This window comes from Neorhizobium galegae (genome assembly GCF_017877135.1).
Taxonomy (GTDB): domain Bacteria; phylum Pseudomonadota; class Alphaproteobacteria; order Rhizobiales; family Rhizobiaceae; genus Neorhizobium; species Neorhizobium galegae_A.
Window position 1 is genome coordinate 206,809 of sequence record NZ_JAGIPH010000005.1, and the last position, 14,880, is coordinate 221,688.

14 protein-coding genes are annotated in these 14,880 nt (G+C 62.3%); 6 read left to right on the forward strand and 8 right to left on the reverse strand.

Going from position 1 to position 14,880, the window contains the following annotated elements:
• The first annotated feature begins 70 nt into the window (after positions 1-70).
• The 4 genes from J2858_RS16185 to J2858_RS16200 all read left to right on the forward strand — a co-directional run bounded on the left by J2858_RS16185 (position 71) and on the right by J2858_RS16200 (position 4,615).
• The gene (locus tag J2858_RS16185; protein WP_210105858.1) at positions 71-1,639 is read left to right on the forward strand and encodes a COG4223 family protein; all 1,569 of its coding nucleotides are present in this window, start codon (positions 71-73) and stop codon (positions 1,637-1,639) included.
• A 12-nt stretch (positions 1,640-1,651) separates the two neighbouring features.
• Positions 1,652-3,295 (forward strand): heme biosynthesis protein HemY, encoded by a 1,644-nt coding sequence (locus tag J2858_RS16190; protein WP_210105859.1) that lies wholly within the window; start codon positions 1,652-1,654, stop codon positions 3,293-3,295.
• Between the two features lie 8 nt (positions 3,296-3,303).
• Positions 3,304-3,792: a TerB family tellurite resistance protein gene (locus J2858_RS16195; protein ID WP_210106047.1), complete on the forward strand. Its 489-nt coding sequence runs from the start codon at positions 3,304-3,306 to the stop codon at positions 3,790-3,792.
• Between the two features lie 79 nt (positions 3,793-3,871).
• A complete protein-coding gene (locus J2858_RS16200; RefSeq protein ID WP_210105860.1) occupies positions 3,872-4,615 on the forward strand; it encodes a glutamine amidotransferase in 744 nt (247 codons plus the stop codon).
• A 6-nt stretch (positions 4,616-4,621) separates the two neighbouring features.
• On the opposite strand, the gene J2858_RS16205 is transcribed toward J2858_RS16200, so the two are convergent.
• Complete coding sequence (locus J2858_RS16205) at positions 4,622-5,863, reverse strand: MFS transporter (protein WP_210105861.1); 1,242 nt, start codon at positions 5,861-5,863, stop codon at positions 4,622-4,624.
• A gap of 133 nt (positions 5,864-5,996) precedes the next feature.
• On the opposite strand from J2858_RS16205, the gene J2858_RS16210 reads away from it, so the two are divergent.
• Positions 5,997-6,287, forward strand: a complete 291-nt coding sequence (locus tag J2858_RS16210) for a YggT family protein (RefSeq protein WP_210105862.1) — start codon at positions 5,997-5,999, stop codon at positions 6,285-6,287.
• Positions 6,284-6,598, forward strand: a complete 315-nt coding sequence (locus J2858_RS16215; protein ID WP_210105863.1) for a DUF167 domain-containing protein — start codon at positions 6,284-6,286, stop codon at positions 6,596-6,598. The genes J2858_RS16210 and J2858_RS16215 overlap by 4 nt, the downstream gene beginning before the upstream one ends.
• Positions 6,599-6,616: 18 nt before the next feature.
• On the opposite strand, the gene ppa is transcribed toward J2858_RS16215, so the two are convergent.
• The 7 genes from ppa to J2858_RS16250 form a co-directional block, all read right to left on the reverse strand.
• Positions 6,617-7,150, reverse strand: coding sequence for an inorganic diphosphatase (gene ppa, locus J2858_RS16220; RefSeq protein WP_210105864.1), 534 nt, complete (start codon positions 7,148-7,150; stop codon positions 6,617-6,619).
• A gap of 136 nt (positions 7,151-7,286) precedes the next feature.
• Positions 7,287-7,793 carry a GNAT family N-acetyltransferase gene (locus J2858_RS16225; protein WP_210105865.1) on the reverse strand — a complete coding sequence of 169 codons (507 nt, stop codon included), beginning with the start codon at positions 7,791-7,793 and terminating at the stop codon, positions 7,287-7,289.
• Positions 7,794-7,985: 192 nt separating this feature from the next.
• Positions 7,986-9,806 (reverse strand): translational GTPase TypA, encoded by a 1,821-nt coding sequence (typA, locus tag J2858_RS16230; protein ID WP_210105866.1) that lies wholly within the window; start codon positions 9,804-9,806, stop codon positions 7,986-7,988.
• A 133-nt stretch (positions 9,807-9,939) separates the two neighbouring features.
• Complete coding sequence (locus J2858_RS16235; protein ID WP_210105867.1) at positions 9,940-10,740, reverse strand: ABC transporter permease; 801 nt, start codon at positions 10,738-10,740, stop codon at positions 9,940-9,942.
• Position 10,741: 1 nt separating this feature from the next.
• The gene (locus J2858_RS16240; RefSeq protein WP_210105868.1) at positions 10,742-11,536 is read right to left on the reverse strand and encodes an ABC transporter permease; all 795 of its coding nucleotides are present in this window, start codon (positions 11,534-11,536) and stop codon (positions 10,742-10,744) included.
• Positions 11,533-12,522, reverse strand: a complete 990-nt coding sequence (locus J2858_RS16245) for an ABC transporter ATP-binding protein (protein WP_210105869.1) — start codon at positions 12,520-12,522, stop codon at positions 11,533-11,535. The genes J2858_RS16240 and J2858_RS16245 overlap by 4 nt, the downstream gene beginning before the upstream one ends.
• Before the next feature lie 134 nt (positions 12,523-12,656).
• Positions 12,657-14,753 (reverse strand): M3 family metallopeptidase, encoded by a 2,097-nt coding sequence (locus tag J2858_RS16250; RefSeq protein WP_210105870.1) that lies wholly within the window; start codon positions 14,751-14,753, stop codon positions 12,657-12,659.
• Positions 14,754-14,880: the final 127 nt, after the last annotated feature.

A 14,880-nucleotide genomic window follows, 5' to 3' on the forward strand; every position in this document is an offset into this window, starting at 1 on the left:
GGTCGCGCCTCTTTCCATCCTCCTTCCGGCTGACTAGTTTCAAAAGAGACAGTCGCAAAATGAGGTTGCCATGGTTTCCGACAAGCCGCCACGCCGCTCCCGTTCGGGAAAGACACCGGTCACACTGGATCTTTCGGCCGACAAGGCTGTCGATCAGGCGGATCCTTCTGCGATTGCGGAGCCGGTGCGCAGCGACGATACCGACGACACACTGCCGAAGACCGTGGCGGATGCGGGATCGCTGGCACCGACTGGCTCCAAGCCTGCCGCTCCTTCGCTCGGGGAAAGCAATGCGAAGCCGGTGACAGCGGAATCGCCCGCTCAGAGCGTGCCGGCCGATGGCAATGCCGCGCCGTCTCTATCCCCTGCAAGCGGTGCGCCACTCGCGGACAAGATCACGCACTCTGCCGCTGCAAGCGTGCCCGTTGATGCGGAAAAGGCAGCCACGGCGGCAAAAACGGACACCACCAAGCTGGATACGACGAAGACAGACACAGCCAAGGAGGCGGCTTTCGTAACGGGCGCTCCCAAGACAAGTGCAACGGACGCAAAACCTGAGGATCCCGCGCCGAAAATCGCCGGCAGCGCCGGCCCAACTTCGGTGCCGCCCGGCGGCAAACCCGCAAGCTCTGTTTTCCCCGGCGCTAGTTCGTCCTCATCCGGTGCTTCGGCTTCGCCTTCTTCATCGAGGGCTTCGGCGGCAGTTCCGCCAGCGGCACGCGGCGCCTCCGGCGCAAGCCTTGCCGCAGCGGGCATCGTCGGCGGCCTTGTTGCCCTGCTGCTGGCCGGCAGCATGCAATATGCCGGCTACCTGCCCGGCCCCGCCGCCTCAAACGGCAATGGCGCTGTTTCGGCCGAGATTGCCGATCTGCGCCAGCAGCTTGCAAGCTTGCGCAATGCGCCGGCTACGGGCACCGATAGTGATCTTGCCGCCCGTGTGAGCGCGCTTGAAACCTCGATCGGCAATAATGGCACTGCCCCGGAGGTGACGGAACGTCTTTCGTCCCTGCAGCGGGACATCGAGGCCCTGCGCACTTCGACCAAGAACGATGATGCAGCTGCGGCCGATCTTGGCCAGCGCCTCTCCGGCATCGAAACCCGGCTGAACAAGCCCGGCCCCGAACAGGCGATCGCGCGTGCGCTGGCAGCCGCCGCCCTTAAAGCCGCCACCGAGCGCGGCGGATCCTTTGCCGCCGAACTGCAGACCTTTGCCGACGTTGCCGCCGATGATCCGGCCGTAGAGGGCCTGCGCGCCTTTGCCGTTGACGGTGTGCCGACACGGGCCGATCTCGTGCGCCGCCTGCCGGCCGCGACCGACGCGATGATGGACGCCTTGCACCAGCCGGCAGAGGGTGAAGGCATTGCAAGCCGGCTTCTGTCGAGCGCCATGCGCGTCGTCAAGGTGCGCCCGGTCGGTGATGTGGCGGGTGAGACGCCGGAAGCCGTGGTGGCGCGGATCGAGGATCGGGTCAAGGCCGGCAATCTGCAGGCGGCCGTTTCCGAATGGAATGCGCTTCCTGAAGCGGCAAAGCAGGCGTCGCAGGACTTCCGGCGCGCTCTGGATGCCCGGATCAAGGTGGACGAACTCGCAAGCGGCACCCTGACCCGCGCCATGACAAGCACCGGCACGGCTGGTTGAGGAGAACCCTGCATGATCCGTCTGTTCATCTTCGCCGTCGTCACGCTTGGTCTCGGGTGGAGCTTTTCGTGGCTTGCCGAACGGCCCGGCCTCATCTCCATCACCTGGCAGAACCATCTCATCGAGACGAGCATCATGGTGGCGGCAACGGCCATGGTTGCGCTCATCTTCGCGGTGATGTTCGTCTGGTGGTTGATCCAGACGATCTGGACCTCGCCGCATTCCGTGCGTCGCTATTTTCGCGCCCGCAAGCGGGATCGTGGCTACCAGGCGCTGTCGACCGGCATGATTGCCGCAGGCTCCGGCAATGCGCTGCTCGCCCGCAAGATGAGCGCCCGCGCTCGCGGCCTTCTGCGCGCCGATCAGGAACCGCTGATCCAGCTTCTGGAAGCCCAGACCGCGCTCATCGAAGGCCGCTACGAAGAAGCACGCGAAAAATTCGAAAAGATGGCGGAAGATCCCGAAACCCGGGAACTCGGTCTTCGCGGGCTTTATATGGAAGCCCGCCGGCTCGGCGCCAATGAGGCCGCCCGCCAGTATGCCGAGACGGCCGTAGAGCATGCGCCGTACCTGCCGTGGGCGGCCGAGGCGACGCTGGAATATCGCTGTCAGTCCGGTCGCTGGGAAGATGCCATCCGGCTTCTCGACCAGCAGAAAATCGCCAATGTCATCGACAGGAAGCAGGCAGACCGCTGGAAGGCCGTGCTGTTGACGGCGCGGGCCACCGAGCGTCTGGAGGGCGATCCGAAAGGCGCTCGCGACGATGCAACCGCTGCCCTGAAGCTTGCCAAGGATCTGGTGCCGGCCGGCATCATTGCAGCGCGCGCCCATATGCGTGAAGACAATCTGCGCAAGGCGGCCTCCGTGCTGGAAAGCCTCTGGAAAATCGCCCCGCACCCGCAGGTGGCTGAAACTTACGTGCGTGCGCGCAGCGGCGATAGCGCGAGCGACCGCCTGAAGCGTGCCGAAAAGCTGGAAGCGCTGAAGCCCAACAACCCGGAATCGCTGCTGGCCGTTGCCCAGGCCGCCCTCGACACCAAGAATTTCGCCAGGGCGCGGGAGAAGGCCGAAGCTGCGCTGCGGATGGCGCCGCGTGAGAGTGCCTATCTGCTTCTGGCCGATATCGAGGAAAGCGAGACGGGCGACCAGGGGCGCATTCGTCACTGGATGGCGCAGGCGCTGCGCGCACCGCGCGACGCAGCCTGGGTGGCCGATGGCGTCGTCTCCGAACGCTGGCTGCCGATGTCGCCGGTGACCGGGCGCCTGGATGCGTTTGAATGGAAGCAGCCCTTCGGCCAGTTGGAAGGCCCGATCGAGGAAGGCACGCTTGCCGCCGAAAGCGCGATTGCCAGCCTGCCGCCGGTTCATAAGACAGCGCCGACACCGGCCCGGGAGCCGGTCGTTGCGGTGACATCAAGCCCGGCTGCGGCAGAACCGACCGTGACCCCCAGCCCGTCGCCTTTAGCCCCCGTGCCTTCAGTCGAAAAGCTGAAGCCTGTGGACACGCCGTCCCTTGCGCCGAAGGCGCAGGCTGAAGACCCGATCAAAGGTGGTCAGACGGCACCCGATCCCTTCAACGGTCGACCACCGGATGATCCCGGCGTGAAGGATCAGAATGCGCAACCGGAACCTGCCACGCGCCTGCGCATTTTTTGAGTATGATGATGTTTGACCGTATCCAGGATTTCTTCCAGTCGCTGACCGACGACCGGGCGGACGACGAGTTTGCGCCGGACGATCCGCGCGTTGCCTTTGCCGCCCTCTGCTTTCAGGTCATGGAAGCGGACGGACGTGTCTCGGAAGCGGAAAAGTCGAAGTTGAAGCTGCTGCTGCGCGATCGCTATCAATTGGACAGCAGTCATCTGTCGAGCCTGATCGAGGCCGGGCGCACGGCGGGCTCCGAAGCGGTTGACTATTATCGCTTTACCTCCGATCTTAAGCGGCATCTCAGTCCCGAGGACTGCGTGAGCCTGGTGGGGGTCCTTTGGGATCTCGTCTATGCCGATGGCGAGCGCAGCGAGATGGAAGATCACGTGATCTGGAGGATAGCGGATCTTCTCGGCGTCTCGGCAAGGGACCGGGTGCTGGAGCGCCAGAAGGTTGCGGCGCGCACGATTGGTTTGGATGGCGGAGGAGATCAGGGAGGAGACTGAGGAAAACCGGATGCTGATGACCCCTGCCAGCCATATTGCACCACAGACCCGCCAAAATGGCTCACGCCGCCCGACGGACATGAATAAACAGCCGATCCTGGTCGTGCTGCATCAGGAACGCTCCTCCCCCGGCCGCGTCGGACAAATTCTTATCGAAAAAGGCTTTCCCCTCGATATTCGCCGCCCCGTGCTGGGCGATCCTCTGCCCGATACGCTCGCCCATCATGCCGGCGCCGTGATCTTTGGCGGTCCGATGAGCGCCAATGATCCGGATGCTTTCGTGAAGGCCGAGATCGACTGGATTTCGGTGCCGCTTCGCGAAAACAAGCCTTACCTCGGCATCTGTCTTGGTGCCCAGATGATGGTGAAGAACCTCGGCGGCACGGTTGCGGCCGAAGGCAATGGCCTCACCGAAATCGGCTGGTACCCGCTGCGCGCCACCGAGCATGGCCGGCTGCTGATGCGCTGGCCGAAGATGGTCTATCATTTTCATCGCGAAGGTTTCGACGTGCCGCGCGGGGTCCAGCTTCTGGCGGAAGGCGATGCCTATCCACATCAGGCCATTCGCTATGGCGACAATGCCTGGGGCGTGCAGTTCCACGCCGAACTGACGCGCGCCATGATGCACAGCTGGGTGGTGCGCGGCGCCTCGCGCTTTGTCATGCCCAACGCCCAGCAGGGACGTGAACATCTGGAAGGGCGCATGATCTTCGATGCGCCGCTGAAGGCCTGGCTCTACGACTTTCTCGACCTTGTCTTCGAGCGCTCCTCCGCGGGCGACGCCGGAAAGCACCAGACCCTGGATGCGCCGGTCGCCGGTTAGTCCAGGTCACGGATTGGAGGGTGCGTCGAGGTTGTCGATCTTGCGCAGCTTCGGAAAGCCGAGCGCCCAGATGATGGACACGGCGAGCGTGCCGAACCCGCCGATGACGACGGCGGGTACCGCACCCACCACATGCGCCATCGTGCCGGCGCGGAATTCACCCAACTCGTTGGATGCCCCGACAAACACCATGTTGACGGCGTTGACGCGGCCACGCACCTCGTCCGGCGTCCACAGCATGATCAGGCTTTCACGGACATAGACCGAAATCATGTCGGAAGCGCCCATCAGCATCAGGGCGGCGATCGACAGCCAGACGGTCTGCGAAAGGCCGAATATAACCGTGGCAACGCCGAACAGAGCCACGCCGCCGAACATGGCAAGGCCGGCATGCTTGCGGATCGGATAGGCCGCCAGAAGCACGGCCACCACGATGGCACCAATACCCGGTGCCGAGCGCAGGAGCCCGAGCCCCCAGGGTCCAAGTTCCAGGACGTCGCGAGCAAACACCGGCATCAGCGCAACAGCGCCGCCGAGCAGGACGGCAAACAGGTCGAGCGAAATCGCCCCCAGCACCACTTTTTCGCTGGAGATGAAGCGGAAGCCGGCAAGGATCGTCGTCCAGCTGACGGCCTTCGAGGTTGCAGTCCGCTGGGACGGTTTCGGGATGCTGACGATCAGCACGGCGGCACCCAGCATGAAGGCGAGTGCAACCGAATAGGCAGCCACCGCACTGGCGCCATAAAGCAGCCCGCCAGCCACCGGTCCAAGGATGGAGGCCGTCTGCCAGGAGGAAGAATTCCAGGCAATGGCGTTGGGCAGGTCCTTTTCCGGGACAAGGTTCGGCGCAAGCGACTGCACGGCCGGCCCCATGAACGCACGCTCGATGCCGAAGACGATGAGGATGCCGAATACCGGCCAGGGCGAAAAACTGTGCGTCACCGTAAGGAACAGAAGCGCTGCCGTGCAAAGAGCGGCAAGCAGCAGGCAGACGGCCACGATCGCGCGCCGATTGTAGCGATCGGCGACCGAACCGGTAACGAGGATCAGCAACAGCGAGGGCAGGAACTGAAAGAGACCGATCAGGCCGAGATAGAGCGCGTTACCGGTGACATCATACATCTGCCAACCGACGGAAACGCTGACGATCTGCGTGGCAAAGGCGGCGAGAAACCGGCAGAAGAAGAAACGCACATAGGAGGAGTGCCGGAACGCGGCAAAACGGTCATCAGCGGCAGGCAGGGACATTAGAGACGCTTTCGACGTGCCGCCAGGCAGGCGGCCGCTCGTTAAACATGATTCGCCATAGGCCTTGAAACGGCACTTGTCGCCTAAGTCGCCAATGTCTACATGTCTGTCAACCAAAGATATGGAGTTATGGATGATCGCGCTGTTTCAGACCATCGATCTGGCCTTGAACCTTTATACCTGGGTGCTCATCGCCAGCGCCATCTTCTCCTGGCTCTATGCCTTCAACGTCATCAATTCGAGCAACAGCTTCGTCAACTCCATCGGCACGATGCTGTACAACCTGACGGAGCCGGCGCTTCGCCCGATCCGCCGCATCATGCCGGATCTCGGCGGCATCGACATCTCTCCGATCATTCTCCTGCTGATCATCTTCTTCATCCGCTCGCTGATGTGGACGACGATCGTTCCGGCCCTGATGTGAACCGGGCCTGCACGCCCTTTGGCGATCATGTGCGGCTGGCGGTGCGCCTGACGCCGAATGCCTCTCGCGACGCGATCGAGGGTATCGAAATGTCGGCAGAGGGCGAGTGCTGGCTGAAGGCGCGTGTCACGGCAGTGCCGGAAGACGGCAAGGCCAACAAGGCGCTCATCCAGCTTCTCGCCAAGAGCCTGCGCCTGCCCAAATCCTCCATATCCTTCCAGTCCGGCGAAACAGCGCGCAAAAAAATCCTCCGGCTCGAGGGCGAACCGGAGGATCTGATGAAAAGGCTGGACGCGCTTGCTGCCCGATAGGCGGCTTCGCCACTCAGCTTACTTCTGGGCGTTGTAGCGCTCGATGGCCTCGACGATCAGGCGCTTGGCAACCGTCACATCCTGCCAGCCGCCGATCTTCACCCACTTGCCGGGCTCCAGATCCTTGTAGTGCTCGAAGAAGTGCTCGATCTGCTTCAGCGTGATTTCCGGCAGGTCGGTGTAGTTGTTGATCTTGTCGTAGCGCTGCGTCAGCTTCGGAGCAGGAACGGCAATGATCTTCTCGTCCTTGCCGCCGTCGTCTTCCATGATCATAACGCCGATCGGGCGCACGTTGATGACGCAGCCGGGAACGAGCGGGCGCGTGTTGCAGATCAGGACGTCCACCGGATCACCATCTTCCGACAGCGTATGCGGCACGAAGCCGTAATTGCCGGGGTAGGTCATCGGCGTATAGAGAAAACGGTCGACGATCAGCGCGCCGGCGTCCTTGTCCATCTCGTACTTGATCGGATGACCGCCGACCGGAACTTCAACGATAACGTTTACGTCGTCCGGCGGGTTCTTGCCGATCTTGATCGCATCGATACGCATGTTTCTCCCCAAGAGCGTTGCTTGTACCCGTCTCGATACTGGGAAAACCGGTGCATTGCAACATGCCTCAAGGCCAGGAACATCAGCATCTTCGCCTCAACGATCACTCTGCGGCACAGGCTGCGCTCAGCCGTGATCAGGGCCAGACAAAGCCGATCTTGCGAAGCTCAGCGCCGGCAAAATCCTCGATGCCCTCGGCCAGTTCCAGGCCGCCATGGCGGCGGAAGAAGCGGGTTGCATGCTCGCTGTCTTCGAGGCACCACACGACAAGACCGCTGCAGCCGAGCGACTTCAAAAGGCGTCGGGTTTCGCCGAACAGGCGCCGGCCAAGACCGATGCCCTGAAATTCCGGACGCAGGTAGATTTCGTAGATCTCGCCTTCCTGCGGCAGCGCCCGCGCGCGGTTGAGCCCCATGGTGGCATAACCGGCGATGGTGCCCTCCACATCCAGCACCAGCAGCGTCGCCGGCCCCTTGGCCGCACGGCGCCACCAGGCCTCTCCCCGCCGCTCCAGCATCTCCGTCAGCGGTTTGTGGGGGATAAGCCCTGCATAGGCCTGTTGCCAGGCCAGGCGGTGAACCTCGGAGACCTCACGGGCATCTCCCGTCGTGGCACGACGCACGTCGATGGACACTGTCTTCATGACAACACTCTGGTCTCGCCGCCGATGAACCCGCTCATTTGGAGCGGATGCCCGGCGCACAACGTCTGCCTGCAACCGGCCATGTCCGAGTTAACGCTTTTTTAACGCCCCGAACAAGCCCGCAGGAGACATGGCGCACACAAAAAAGCCCCGGTTTTGCCGGGGCTCTTGAGCAGATCAACTATCGGAAGATCAGGCGACGCGCGACTTTTCGAAGCGCTTGCGATCGTTCGGATCGAGATACATCTTGCGCAGACGGATCGACTTCGGCGTGACTTCCATCAGCTCGTCGTCCTGGATCCAGGAGAGCGCGCGGTCGAGCGTCATGCGGATCGGCGGGGTGAGCTTCACGGCTTCATCCTTGCCGGCGGCGCGGATGTTGGTGAGCTGCTTGCCCTTCAGCACGTTGACTTCCAGATCGTTGTCGCGGGAGTGGATGCCGATGATCATGCCCTGATAGACCTTTTCACCCGGCTCGATGATCATCGGACCGCGATCTTCCAGGTTGAACATGGCATAGGCCACGGCTTCGCCCGAACCGTTGGACAGCAGCACGCCGTTGTTGCGGCCGGCAATGGCGCCCTTGAACGGCTGGTAGCTGTGGAACAGGCGGTTCATGATGGCGGTGCCGCGCGTGTCGGTCAGAAGTTCCGACTGGTAACCGATCAGGCCGCGGGTCGGGGCCAGGAACTTCAGGCGCACGCGATTGCCACCGGAGGGGCGCAGTTCCGTCATTTCGGCCTTGCGCTCGGACATCTTCTGCACGACGACGCCGGAATGCTCTTCATCCACGTCGATGACGACTTCCTCGATCGGCTCCATGGTCTCGCCGGTCGTCTCGTCCTTGTGCATGACGACGCGCGGACGCGAGACGGCAAGCTCAAAGCCTTCGCGGCGCATGGTTTCGATGAGAACGGCCAGCTGCAATTCGCCACGGCCGGAGACGAAGAACGAATCCTTGCCTTCGGCTTCCTCGATCTTCAGCGCGACGTTGCCTTCGGCTTCCTTGAACAGACGGTCGCGGATGACGCGGCTCGTGACCTTGTCGCCTTCGGTGCCGGCAAGCGGGCTGTCGTTGACGATGAAGGACATGGTGACCGTCGGCGGATCGATCGGCTGCGCGGTCATGGCTTCGGTGACGGAGGGGTCGCAGAAGGTATCGGCAACGGTGCCCTTGGAGAGACCGGCGATCGCCACGATGTCACCGGCATGGGCTTCTTCGATTGCCGTGCGCTCGATGCCGCGGAAGGCGAGGATCTTGGAGATGCGGCCGTTTTCGATCAGCTTGCCATCCTGGCCGAGAACCTTGACGGCCTGGTTCGGCTTGATCGAACCGGAGGCGATGCGGCCGGTGATGATGCGGCCGAGGAAGGGGTTGGCTTCGAGAATGGTGCCGATCAGACGGAACGGACCTTCTTCGACAGTCGGCTCCGGCACGTGCTTCAGCACGAGATCGAGAAGCGGTGAAAGGCCTTCATCCTTCGGACCTTCCGGGTTGAAGTTCATCCAGCCATCGCGGCCCGAACCGTAAAGGATCGGGAAATCGAGCTGCTCGTCGGTGGCATCGAGGTTGGCGAAGAGGTCGAAGACCTCGTTGATGACTTCCTCGTGGCGGCCATCCGGACGGTCGATCTTGTTGATCGCGACGATCGGGCGAAGACCGACCTTCAGCGCCTTCGAGACCACGAACTTGGTCTGCGGCATCGGGCCTTCGGAGCTGTCGACCAGAACGATCGCGCCATCCACCATCGAGAGGATACGCTCGACTTCGCCGCCGAAATCGGCGTGGCCGGGGGTGTCGACGATGTTGATGCGCACGCCCTTCCATTCCACCGAGGTCGCCTTGGCAAGAATGGTGATGCCGCGTTCCTTTTCGAGATCGTTCGAATCCATCACGCGTTCTGCAACGCGCTGGTTTTCGCGGAACGAGCCGGACTGCTTCAGGAGCTCGTCAACAAGGGTCGTTTTCCCATGGTCAACGTGCGCAATGATCGCGATATTGCGAATTTTCATAGTGGGTTCTCTGGGCTGTGGCGCACATGATCCACAGACCGCGCCAATTTTCGTTGGCGCCCCCATACCCTGTTTTTCGCAAACGCGAAAGGGGGAGCGAGGGCGCGGGGGTGAGAGAGGCCGTGAAAACGCGTCATCCGCCGCCGCCCTGGTAGCGTTTCAGGCAGAAACGCCAGAAGAAGAAGGCGGCAACGGCAGAGAGAGGACCCGCAGAAAGGGCCGCAATTTCTGCAAACGCGCCAAGATAGGGAACGGGCCGTCCAAGCAGGACGGCGACGGGCACATAGGCCATGTAGCCCAGCGGAATGATTGAAAGCAGAGCCACCTGGAACGGCGCGGCAAAGATGCTTGCCGGATAGCGCGACAGTTCCCAGAAGTCGAAATAGATGCCGAACAGATAGCGGGCGCGACCGAGCACGAGGGCACAGGCGGCGATGATGGTGATCATGGAGGCGGTGATGAGGGCCGCGCTGACCAGCCCGCCGGCCAGCAGCAGACAGGTATCGGTGGTCCAGGCAATGGACAGTTGAGGCCAGGCCCAGGCGACAAGACCTGCCCCGAGCGCGATATGGCCGCCATATTCGATGTTGAAGCCGGAAAAGACCAGGTAGGCCCATGGGTTCAACGGCCGCACCAGCAGTGTGTCGAACTCGCCGCCGAGAACGATGTCCTCCATGCGGCGCAGCTGGACCAGCGTGAAACAGGCGCCGAGCGCATAGCCGAGCGTGTGAAAGCCGAGAAGAAAGGCCATCTGCGGCCAGGTCCAGCCGCCGATTGTGCCAAACCGGGTGAGGATCAGCCAGATGGAGGCGAAGATGCCGGCATAGCCGAAGGCCTGCGCGAGCCAGGTGATCAGAAGCGCCGCGCGGAACTCCAGCCGCGTGCGCACCCGAAGCCGCATGAGATAAAAGAGCAGCGAGAGGGTGTCGCGCATCTCAGCCTCCCTGCACGACGACCTGGGCGCAGGCACGCGACCAGACGAAGGCGACGGCGAAAGCGAGAACCGCGGCCCATCCGGCGCCGGCTGCCAGAATTAACAGCTCTTCCGTAAGATCGCGCTGGCCGAGATAAGCTGCAAGCGGATGATAGGCGATCCAGGAAAAAGGCAAAGCATGCGCCACCTCCGCCAGCCCCTGCGGGTAGAACCAGATTGGCACCAGTCCGCCGGATAGCACCGCCAGAAGACCGCGCATGAACCATTCGAGTGCATGGGCATCGAAGACCCAGAAGGACAGGAGCCCGACGAGAATGGCAAACCCCATCAGGATGGCAAGCGACACCACGACATAACCCACAAACAGCAGCGCATGGGCAAGGCTTTCCGGCGGCTGCAGCCCGTAGATCGAACCCATGATCACAATGACGGGCAGCGAAATCAGCAGCCAGTCGAACAGGCGCACGCCGATCTGCTCGGCCAGGAGCATGACCGGATAGTGCATGGGGCGAAGCAGCGAGCTACCGATGGCACCGGTGCGGATGGTGGCACCGACATCGCGCACGATCATCGTGGCATCCCAGCTGGACAGGATCGTGCCGCCGATCAGCGAATAGGTGATCATCTCATCAAGGCTGATACCAGAGAGCGTGCCATGCCCGCCAAAAGCCGCCTTCCAGATGGAAATGCGCGCAAGGATTTCGACCAGGCCGCCCAGGATGCGCATGAGGATGCGGGAGCGATGCTCGGCCTCGCGCCGGAACGCCGCCGTGACGAGCGCCAGAAAAGCACTCATGCCGAGACCTTGGATTGGTAATGGGTGCGGATAATTTCCTCGATGCCCGGTTCATGCAGCCGCACATCGCGCAGATCGGCCCCCGCCTTCAGCGCCGAGAGGATGTGCAACAGCGGTCGCTGATCATCCGGCAGCAGGAACAGGCGCTGCACGCCCTCGCCGCCGGCCGGTTCGGCCCGGTCCAGTTCGACATGGCCGGGGTCCTGGGCGAATTCCAGCGTCAGCCGGCGCCTTGCGCCAAAGGTCACGCGCAGCGCCGCAATCGTTCCGTCAAACAGCAGCTTGCCGTCATCCACCATGATCAGGCGCGGGCAGATCTCCTCGATATCCTGCAGGTCGTGGGTGGTCAGGATGATGGTGGTGCCGCGCTCGCGGTTGATGCGGGAGAGGAACTTGCGCACCACATCCTTGGCCACCACGTCAAGACCGATCGTCGGCTCGTCGAGAAACAGGATCTTCGGGTCATGCATCAGCGCCATGGCGATCTCGGCGCGCATGCGCTGACCAAGGCTCAAGTGGCGAACCGGTCTCTCGATGAAGGCCGATAGCTCCATCATCTCGACCAGATCGGCACGGTTGCGCTGATAGACAGACGCTGGCACGCGGTACATGCGCCGGTGCAGCTCGAAGCTTTCGATGAGCGGCAGCTCCCACCAGAGCTGCGTGCGCTGACCAAAGACAACGCCGATCTGGCGGGCATTGAGCACGCGCTGCGCCTGCGGATTTCGCCCCAGAACGCTGACCGTGCCGGCAGACGGCGCCAGGATGCCGGTCAGCATCTTGATCATGGTGGATTTACCGGCGCCGTTCGGCCCGAGGTAACCGACGGCCTCTCCCGGTTCGATATCAAAGGAAATGCCATCGACAGCGTTGACCGGACGCGTGACCGGCATCACGAAGTCCTTGAGCGGCCCGAGCATGCCAGACCGGCGCACCTGCTGGCGAAATATTTTGGCAACATGTTCGGCGCGGATGATCGCAGTCATGGCGGATGCCCCTCAAGAAGAACCTCCCTAGGAGAGTCGCATGAAGCTTATGCGACACCCGCTCAGACGACCATCCATTCCTGCGACGCCCCCCACCACGAAAGGGGTGGAGGGCGAAGGCCGCCCCTATCCGCTCAGGCGTCGCTGCCCGACAGTTCCGCCACCATGGCAAGCCCCTTCTTCTTCAGCATGGCGGACGGATCCGGCAGCTTGCCGCGGAAGGCCACATAGGCCTCTTCCGGATCGATGGAGCCGCCGACCGAATAGATGTTGTTCTTCAGCTTGCGCGCCATGACCGGATCGAAGGCATTGCCGCTTTCCTCGAAGGCTGCAAAGGCATCGGCATCCAGAACTTCCGACCACATGTAGGAATAGTAGCCGGCCGAATAGCCGTCGCCGGAGAACACGTGCTGGAAATGCGGCGTGGCGTGGCGCATGACGATGGAGGACGGCAGGCCGATGCTCGACAGCACCTCTGCCTGCACCGCCATCGGATCCTCCACCGGTTCGCTTCGCGTGTGGAACGCCATGTCGACCAGCGCGGAGGAGGTGAATTCCACCGTGTTGAAGCCGGCATTGAAGGTACGCGCCGCCAGAACCTTGTCGAGCAGCGCCTTCGGCATGGCTTCGCCCGTCTCGTAATGCACGGCGTAGCGGGTGAGGATTTCCGGCACCGTCAGCCAGTGTTCGTAAAGCTGCGAGGGCAGTTCGACGAAATCGCGCGAAACACCGGTGCCCGATACGGACGGATAGGTGACATCCGACAGCATGCCATGCAGGCCGTGGCCGAACTCATGGAACAGCGTGCGCGCGTCATCGAGCGACAGAAGAGCCGGCTTTCCGGCAGCAGGCTTTGCAAAGTTGCAGACATTGTAGATGATCGGCAGTTCGCCCACCAGGCCGTTCTTCAGCGTCAGCTTGTGCTGGCTCTGGAACGAACTCATCCAGGCCCCGGAACGCTTGGAGGAGCGGGCAAAGTAATCGCCGAGGAACATCGCCTTCAGACTGCCCTCGCCATCGCGCACCTCAAACACCCGCACATCGGGGTGATAGGCCGTCACGCCCTTCAGCTCGGTGACGGTGACGCCGAACAGGCGGTTCGCGACGTCGAAGCAGGCCTCGATGATCTTTTCGAGCTGCAGGTAGGGCTTCAGTTCGGATTCGGAAAAATCGAACATTCGTTCGCGCAGCTTTTCGGCATAGTAGCGCCAGTCCCACGGGGCGACGGGATGATTGGCGCCCTCTTCGGCAATCAGGCCTGCAAGGCTTGCTTCTTCTTCCAGCGCTTTGGTACGGGCCTTTTCCCAAACCTTCATCAAGAGGTCGTTGACGGTCGCCGGGGTCTTGGCCATCGTCTCGTCCAGCTTGTAAGCGGCAAAACTGTCATAGCCGAGCAGCTTTGCCTTTTCGGCGCGCAGCGACAGCGTTTCGCGCACGATGGCAATATTATCGGTCGCGCCACCATTTTCGCCGCGCTTCACCCAGGCCCGGAACGCCTGTTCGCGCAGATCCCGACGGCTGGAGAAGGTGAGGAAAGGCTCGATGATCGAGCGCGACAGGGTGACGGCGAAATGTCCCTCCGGCTCGCCCCGATCACGCGCGGCAGAGGCCATCGCGTCCCGCAGGAAGGCCGGCAAGCCTGCAAGCTCGGCTTCGTCGGCGATGATCAGCGACCAGGCCTTTTCATCCGACAGGACATTCTGGCCGAACTGGGCGCCGAGGCCTGCGAGCGTCTCGTTGATCTTCGCCAGCCGCTCCTGCTGGTCCCTTGAAAGCCTGGCGCCTGCCCGCACGAAACCTTTCCAGTGCCGCTCCAGGACACGGACCTGCTCAACCGTCAGTTCGAGCGTTTCGCGGGCCTGCCACAGCGTATCGACGCGGGCAAAGAGGTCTACGTTCATGGCGATGCGCGAGTAATGGCGCGACATTTTCGGCGCGATCTCACGCTCCAGAGACTGGATCACGTCATTGGTATGGGCACCGGCCTTGTTCCAGAACAGTGCTGAAATGCGCGACAGTTCATCACCGGCAATTTCCAGAGCAACGATGGTGTTGTTGAAGTCCGGTGCTTCGGGATTTTCGGAAATCTCTTTGATTTCCGCATTATGCAGCGTCAGGGCAGCATCGAATGCGGCTGCGAAATCGCCGTCCTCGACGCGCTCGAACATCGGCAGTCCATTCTGTCCGTTCCAGTCCACGAGCGCCGGGGTGATTGTCGTCTGCACTGTCATCTCACTGTCCTCTGGGTCATTGATAGAGCGCCATCCGAGCAGGGGAAGATGGCGGGTCTGTGAAGGCTAACCCTCAACTACAAGAAGTATTAGCTTATTATTGATAATTGACGCCCTGCAACCATTC